Below are 5,021 nucleotides of genomic sequence, written 5' to 3' on the forward strand. Positions count from 1 at the left end.
GCAGGCCGAGCAGCAGGGCGACCACCGGCAGCGCGGCGCCGGCCCGGGCGAGGTCCACCTCGGCGGCCTCCGCGGCCGGTCCGGCGTCGCCGGAGTCGAGCGGGCCGGCCGCCACCCGGCTGCCGACGGTGTGTCTGACCCCGGCCTCCAGGGTGGCGAAGGTACGGCGCAGCAGCGGCAGCAGATCGGTGAAGACCGCCGCCGGGACGCCGGTCAGCCAGGCGTCGAGGAGGCCCAGCAGCCGGGGGTCGTGCAGCAGCAGCGTGCCGCCGCCGGACAGGAAGCCCTCGATCCACCCGGCCGCGTCCGCCGGGCTGCCGGCGGTGGAGAGCACCAGGCCGAGCCGCCGCCCGGCCTCCGCCGGGTCCAGCCGGCCGTCGTCCAGCAGCAGCCGGACGGCCCGCCCGCGCAGCAGCCCGGGCACGCCGGTGGCCGGTCCGCCGGAGGGCTCGCGCCGGGCGAGCGAGCGCAGCGTGCCGGCCCAGCGGTCGGCGAGGCCGTCGTCGCCGCCCAGCAGGCCGATCGCGCCGTGCACCTCGTCGAGGTGGACGCGCATCGCGGCGGCGCCGGCCGCGTCCAGGCCGGTGCAGGCGGGCGGCAGGCCGACCCGGATCCGGTCGGCGAGCCCGCCGGCCACCTCGCCCAGGGCGGTGTGGTCGGTGCCCCGGACGTCGCCGTAGCGCAGCGCGCGGACCAGGGCGGGCAGGGCGCGGGCCAGGTGGGCGACATCGGTGTCCAGTGCGGCGAGGTCGGCGAGCACCCGCATCACGGCGGGCAGCGCCTCGGCCAGGTCGGCCACCAGGCAGGTCTCCACCAGCCCGGTGAGCTCGGCGAGTTCGGCCGCCGCCCGGGCGGTGCCGACGGCCTTGCCGACGGCGGCCCGCTCGACCGTGGTGCCCCACTGGGCGGCCTCGGCGATCCGGACCGCGAACTCGGGCTGCCAGCACAGCCGCCAGCTCTCCCGGAAGGTGCCGGTGGAGGCGACCTGGGAGCGGACCGGCACACCCCAGTCGACGCCCAGCAGCCGCAGCCGGTGCAGCAGCCGGGAGCGGGCCGCGTCGGTCTCCTTGCGCAGGTCGAGGTCGAGCTCGCGCGGCTCGGGCGCGGGCTTGAGCCGCAGGGTGCGCTGGAGCCGGGCCAGGTCGCGCTGGAGCGGGACGGCGGGCGCGTCCTCGGGCACCGAGCCGAGCGCGTCGCCGATCACCAGCCGGTCCCGGACCAGCGCGAGGGCGACGTCCGAGCCCTCGCACATCACCGCGCGCACGGCGTCCAGCGTCTCGGTGAGCCCGGCCAGCGGGCGGCCGCGCAGCCCGGCGAGGGCGCGGGCCAGCCGGACCGCCTCGATGACGTGCGCGGAGGAGACCGGGTGGTCCTCGGCGCGGAGCAGGCCGGCGGCCCGGGTGAGCCAGCCGGGCAGCGGGTCGCCGTCCGTCCGGTGCAGGTGGTGGTACCAGCCCGGGGAGACGATCCCGGCGCCGTAGCCGGACAGTTGGGAGAGCCTGCGGTGCGTCCAGGGCACCCAGGTGATCTCGGTCCGCACCTTCTTCGGCAGCCCGGCGAGCAGCGCCCGGTCCTCGGCGACGGTCGGCGTCCGCTCCAGCGCGGGCACGTGGAAGGCCCCGCAGACCACCGCGATCCGGTGGTGGCCGGCCCGGCGGGCGGCGCGGATCCGGCCGCGCATGTACGCCTCGCGCTGCCGGTCGCGCAGGCTCGCCCCGCCGTCCTCGCGCAGCACCGCCATCGCCTCGGCGACGGCCGCGAACGGCGCGAGCGCGTCCTCGCCGTCGGCGGGGCGGCGGTGCTCGACGACGTCCTCCCACCAGCGCTCGGGGTCGTCGTGGCCGGCCGCCTCGGCGAGCCGGGCGATCGGGTCGCGCGGCAGGGCGGCGTCCTCCTCCTCGGCGCCGCCGTCCCCGCCCTCCGCGAAGGAGTGCCCGGCCGGCAGGTCGATGAACCGGAGCGGCACCCCGCGGTCGACGGCGTGACGGATCGCCACCCACTCCGGCGAGAACTCGGCGTAGGGCCAGAACGCGGCCCGGGCCGGGTCGTCGGCCGCGTGGGCCAGCAGGGCGACCGGCGGCACCATGTCCTTCGCGGCGGCCAGCCCGAGGATCGGCTCGGCCTCCGGCGGCCCCTCCACCAGCACCGCGTCCGGCCGCAGCCGCTCCAGCGCGGCCGCCACCGCGCGGGCCGAGCCCGGCCCGTGGTGCCGTACGCCCAGCAGTGTCACCTCTGCGCTCATCGCGCCCTCCCTCCCGTCGTCGGCGAGTCCTGCGGTCGTGCGTTCGCACGTTGCCGCGGTCGTGCGGCTCAGCGGGCGTTCTCACGGGCGGCGCGGTAGAAGTCCTGCCAGCCGTCCCGCTCGCGGACCACGCCCTCGACGTACTCGCGCCAGACCTGCTGGTCGGCGGCCGGGTCGCGGACCACGGCACCGATCACCCCGGCCGCGACGTCGCCGGCCCGCAGCACCCCGTCGCCGAAGTGCGCGGCGAGCGCCATGCCGTTGGTGACCACCGAGATGGCCTCGGCGGTGGACAGGGTGCCGCTCGGGGTCTTCACCTTCGTCCGGCCGTCGGCGGTGAGGCCGGCCCGCAGCTCCCGGAAGACGGTCACCACCCGCCTGATCTCCTGGGCGCCACCGGGCAGTTCGGGCAGCTGGAGCGAGCGGCCGAGCTGCTCGACCCGGCGGGTGACGATGTCGACCTCCTCCTCCAGCGAGCCGGGCAGCGGCAGCACCACGGTGTTGAAGCGGCGGCGCAGCGCGCTGGACAGCTCGTTGACCCCGCGGTCGCGGTCGTTGGCGGTGGCGATGACGTTGAAGCCGCGCACGGCCTGGGTCTCGGTGCCCAGCTCCGGGATCGGCAGGGTCTTCTCGGACAGGATGGTGATCAGACTGTCCTGGACGTCCGCCGGGATGCGGGTGAGCTCCTCGACCCGGGCGATCCGGCCGTCCGCCATCGCCCGCATCAGCGGCGAGGGCACGAGCGCCTCCCGGCTGGGCCCGTCGGTGAGCAGCCGGGCGTAGTTCCAGCCGTAGCGGACCGCCTCCTCCGGGGTGCCCGCGGTGCCCTGCACCAGCAGCGTGGAGTCGCCGCTGATCGCCGCCGCCAGGTGCTCGGAGACCCAGGTCTTGGCGGTGCCCGGCACCCCCAGCAGCAGCAGCGCCCGGTCGGTGGCGAGCGTGGTGACGGCGACCTCCACCACCCGGCGCGGGCCGATGTACTTGGGCGTGATCACGGTGCCGTCGTCCAGCTCGCCGCCCAGCAGGTAGGTGGCGACGGCCCACGGGGAGAGCCGCCAGCGCTCCGGGCGCGGACGGTCGTCCCGGGCCGCGAGCGCGGCCAGCTCGGCGGCGAACGCGTCCTCCGCGTGCTGCCGCAGGACATCGGTCACGAGGTCGGTCATCGGGGCCCCTTCGGGTCGGCCCTCCGGGCACACGGATGCCCGGGCGGCGGGATGGTCGGGGGGAGCCGGATCGGCGTCCCGGCCTGCGACAACCAGCCTGCACCGGACCACTGACAAATCCTGACCGGACCTCAGTTCGGGCCGCCCGGGGGCCGGGTCGACTGTCAGTCCCGGCACCTAACGTCGTCGGCATGGAGGAACGCTGGAGCACCGAACACGTCCTGTCCCTGGCGCCCGACGCCGCCTCGCGGAAGGCCGCGGGCAAGCTCTCCACGTCCGCGCCCTGGTCCGCCGCGGGCACCGACGGCGACGCGGTCTGGGGCGAGTGCCGGGGCAGCGGCAGCACGCCGTACCGCACGGTCGTCGAACTCGCCACGCCCGCCTACCGGTGCAGCTGCCCGAGCCGGAAGTTCCCGTGCAAGCACGCGCTCGGACTGCTGCTGCTCTGGAGCGGCTCCCCCGACGCCGTGCCGGACGGCGCCGAGCCCGCCGACTGGGCCGCCGACTGGCTGAAGGAGCGCCAGGAACGCTCCGAGCAGCGTTCCGAGCAGCGGGCCGGGCGGGCGGCGGCCCCGGCCGACCCGGCCGCCGCCCTCCGCCGCGCCGGCAAGCGCTCCGCCCGGGTCGCGGCCGGCGCCGCCGAGCTGCGGCTGCGACTCGCCGACCGGGTCCGGCACGGCCTCGCCGACCGCTCCACCGCCGGCCCCTGGGAGGAGGTCGCGGCCCGCATGGTCGACGCCCAGGCGCCCGGCCTGGCCACCAGGGTCCGCGAACTGGACGCACTGCCGCAGCACCGGCTGCTGGAGGAGTACGCGATGCTGCACCTGCTCGCCACCGCCGCGACCCGCCTCGACGAGCTGCCCGTGCCGCTCGCCGCGACCGTGCGCGCCCGGGTCGGCTACACCACCGAGACCGCCGAACTGCTGGCCGGCCCGACGGTCCGGGACCGCTGGCAGGTGCTCGGCAGCCGCACCTCGCCGATGGAGGGCGGCGCCGACGAGCGGCTGACCACCCGTCGGCTCTGGCTGCGCGGCGCCAAGACCGGCCGCCAGGCCCTGCTGATCGCCTTCGGCCGCCCCGGGCAGGCGCCCGAACTCGCCCTGCCGACCGGCCAGGTGGTCGAGGCCGAGCTGGCCTTCCACCCCGGCGCCCGCCCGCTGCGGGCCGTCCTCGGCACCCGCTACGGCGCCCCCGGGGCCGCGCCCGACGGCCCGCCGCCCGGCCTGGACATCGCCGAGGCGGTGGCCGGCTACGGCACCGCGGTGGCCGACGACCCGTGGCTGGACGCCTGGCCGACCGTGCTCACCGGGGTGGTGCCGGTGCTCTCGCCCGAGGGCTGGCAGCTCACCGACGGCCGGCACACCGCCCCGGTGCACCGCGCGGCCGTCACCGAGGCCGCCCTCTGGCGGCTCGCCGCCGTCTCCACCGGCCGGCCGCTCACCGTCTTCGGCGAGTACGGCCACCAGGGCTTCGCCCCGGTCACCGCCTGGGGCGCGGACGGCCGCCCGATCGGCCTCACCGCGCCCTGAGCCGGCCGGCCCACCCGCTCTTCCCGACCCGAGCTGCCCGACCCGACCGGACCCGAGCTGTCCGACCCGACCCGACCCGAGCTGTCC

General features: G+C 77.7%; 3 protein-coding genes. 1 reads left to right on the forward strand and 2 read right to left on the reverse strand.

Translation table 11 applies throughout. The features are described 5' to 3' along the window. A partial coding sequence (locus BI06_RS21330) for a DUF5682 family protein (RefSeq protein WP_043470712.1) occupies positions 1-2,242 on the reverse strand: 2,242 nt, incomplete at its 3' end. A 68-nt stretch (positions 2,243-2,310) separates the two neighbouring features. Then, complete coding sequence (locus BI06_RS21335) at positions 2,311-3,405, reverse strand: AAA family ATPase (protein WP_037779665.1); 1,095 nt, start codon at positions 3,403-3,405, stop codon at positions 2,311-2,313. Positions 3,406-3,596: 191 nt separating this feature from the next. On the opposite strand from BI06_RS21335, the gene BI06_RS21340 reads away from it, so the two are divergent. Then, the gene (locus BI06_RS21340) at positions 3,597-4,934 is read left to right on the forward strand and encodes an SWIM zinc finger family protein (protein WP_043470715.1); all 1,338 of its coding nucleotides are present in this window, start codon (positions 3,597-3,599) and stop codon (positions 4,932-4,934) included. Positions 4,935-5,021 lie beyond the last annotated feature (87 nt).

The organism is Kitasatospora sp. MBT66 (genome assembly GCF_000710405.2).
Lineage (GTDB): Bacteria > Actinomycetota > Actinomycetes > Streptomycetales > Streptomycetaceae > Kitasatospora > Kitasatospora purpeofusca.

Coding starts and splice junctions, on each gene's coding strand:
- BI06_RS21335 (WP_037779665.1), bottom strand. CDS start 3,405: ATGACCGACCTCGTGACCGATGTCCTGCGGCAGCACGCGGAGGACGCG.
- BI06_RS21340 (WP_043470715.1), top strand. CDS start 3,597: ATGGAGGAACGCTGGAGCACCGAACACGTCCTGTCCCTGGCGCCCGAC.